This is a genomic window from Nocardiopsis sp. TNDT3 (genome assembly GCF_003427465.1).
GTDB classification, from domain to species: domain Bacteria; phylum Actinomycetota; class Actinomycetes; order Streptosporangiales; family Streptosporangiaceae; genus Nocardiopsis; species Nocardiopsis dassonvillei.
Map to the genome: position 1 here is coordinate 1 of NZ_QPFC01001022.1, position 2,067 is coordinate 2,067.

A 2,067-nucleotide genomic window follows, 5' to 3' on the forward strand; every position below is an offset into this window, starting at 1 on the left:
TCCTCGCCGGTTCCCCCTCCGGCCTGATCCCGGCTCCGGCGCCGGCCCTCCAGACCCCGCCGAGGCGGGGCGCCAGGGAACGGCGGGCCACGTCCGCGAACGCGCGCGGGTCCAGCGCCCCGCTGCCCCGCGGCACGGCGCCCGCCAGGGGACCCGCCCCCATGGCGGACAGATCGGTGAGGTTGCAGCGCATGGCCAGGTCCGGACGGTCCGGCCAGGACCCCACCACCACCCCGGCAGGGGACAGGCCGCGGGTGCGCAGCGCCTCGGCGGTCAGTGCGGTGGCGTTCAGGGTGCCCAGGTCGGGTCGGGCCACCACCAGGACCGGCGCGGACAGCAGCACGGCGACGTCGGCCAGGGTCTGCCCCTCGGCGTTGAGCCGCACCAGCAGCCCGCCCGCCCCTTCTACCAGCACCAGGTCGTGTGTGCCCGCCAGGCGCCACACGGCCTCGGCCACCGCCTCGGCCCGCACGGGTTCGGCCCCGCTGCGGGCGGCGGCCGTGGCGGGGGCCAGCGGCTCGGGGTAGCGGACCAGTTCCGCCGTCGTCACGTCCGGGACGAGTGCGGCCACGGTGTCGGCGTCGCCGGGTTCGCCGGGCCCCACCCCGGTCTGGGCGGGTTTGAGCACGGCCACCCGCCGTCCCGCCGCGACCGCCAGCGCGGCCACCGCCGCGGTGACCACCGTCTTGCCGACCTCGGTGCAGGTCCCCGTCACCACCAGGACGCTCATCGGCGCTCCTCCCCCAGGCAGGCCCGCACCGCGGCGGCCATCCCGTCGGCGACGGCGGCCACCTCCTGCGAGGTGCACACGTAGGGCGGCATCGCGTACACGTGCTCGCGGAAGGGCCGCAGCCACACCCCCGCCTCCACCGCCGCCCGCGTGGCCTCGGCCATGCGCACCGGCGCCTCCAGCTCCACCACCCCGATCGCGCCGAGCACCCGCACCTCGCGCACGCCCGGCAGCCCCTCCAACGGCGCCAGGCCCTCGCGCAGACCCGTCCCGATCCTCGCCACGTCGCCCCTCCAGTCTCCGCCGGTCAGCAGGTCCACCGAGGCCAGCGCGGTCGCGCAGGCCAGCGGGTTGCCCATGAACGTGGGCCCGTGGGCGAGCACCGGCACCTCGCCCCCGGCGATGCCGCGGGCCACCCGCGCGGTGCACAGCGTCGCGGCGAGGGTCAGGTAGCCGCCGGTCAGCGCCTTGCCCAGGCACATGACGTCGGGGGCGACCCCGGCGTGGTCGGCGGCGAAGAGCTCGCCGGTGCGGCCGAAGCCGGTGGCGATCTCGTCGAATACGAGCAGCAGCCCGTACTCGTCGGCGATCCGCCGCAGCTCCGGCAGGTAGCCCGGGTGGTGGAAGCGCATGCCGCCCGCGCCCTGCAGCACGGGTTCGACGATGATCGCGGCCAGCTCGTCGGCGTGCTCGGCCGCCAGGCGCTCGAAGGCGGCCACGTAGCCGGGGTCGGGTTCGGCGTCGAACCCGGAGGGCGGCGCGGGCGCGTGCACCTGGGCGGGCAGCACGTCGCCCCACAGGGAGTGCATGCCGCCGTCGGGGTCGCACACGCTCATCGCGTGGAAGGTGTCGCCGTGGTAGCCGCCCCGCCAGGTGAGGAATCGGCGCCGCTCGGGCCGACCGGTGGAGCGGTGGTACTGCATGCACATCTTCATGGCGACCTCCACCGCCACGGAGCCGGAGTCGGCGAGGAAGACGTGCTCCAGCGGCCGCGGAGTGATCGCCACCAGGGCCTCGGCCAGGTCCGCGGCGGGCCCGTGGGTGAGCCCGCCGAACATGACGTGGCTGAACGCGTCGGTCTGCCGCCGCACCGCGGCGTCGAGCACCGGGTGGCGGTAGCCGTGCACAGCCGACCACCAGGACGACATCGCGTCCACCACACGGCGCTCGCCCTCCTCCGACCACAGGGTCAGCGTCGCCCCCTCGGCCCCGGTGACCACGTACGGCCGCTCCGCGGCGGGAACGGTGGTGTAGGGGTGCCACAGGTGGGCGGTGTCCGCGGCGCGGATCCGGGCGGAGCGGGCCGCGGGCGCCCGGGCTCCGGGGACCGCGGGGGA

General features: G+C 76.7%; 2 protein-coding genes. Both read right to left on the reverse strand.

Going from position 1 to position 2,067, the window contains the following annotated elements:
- Nucleotides 1–730 (reverse strand): dethiobiotin synthase (bioD, locus tag DQW06_RS23215; RefSeq protein ID WP_117199309.1); only part of this gene is annotated, 730 nt, incomplete at its 3' end.
- On the reverse strand, nucleotides 727–2,067 hold a 1,341-nt coding region (locus DQW06_RS23220; protein WP_232833131.1), incomplete at its 5' end, for an adenosylmethionine--8-amino-7-oxononanoate transaminase. The genes bioD and DQW06_RS23220, both read right to left, overlap by 4 nt.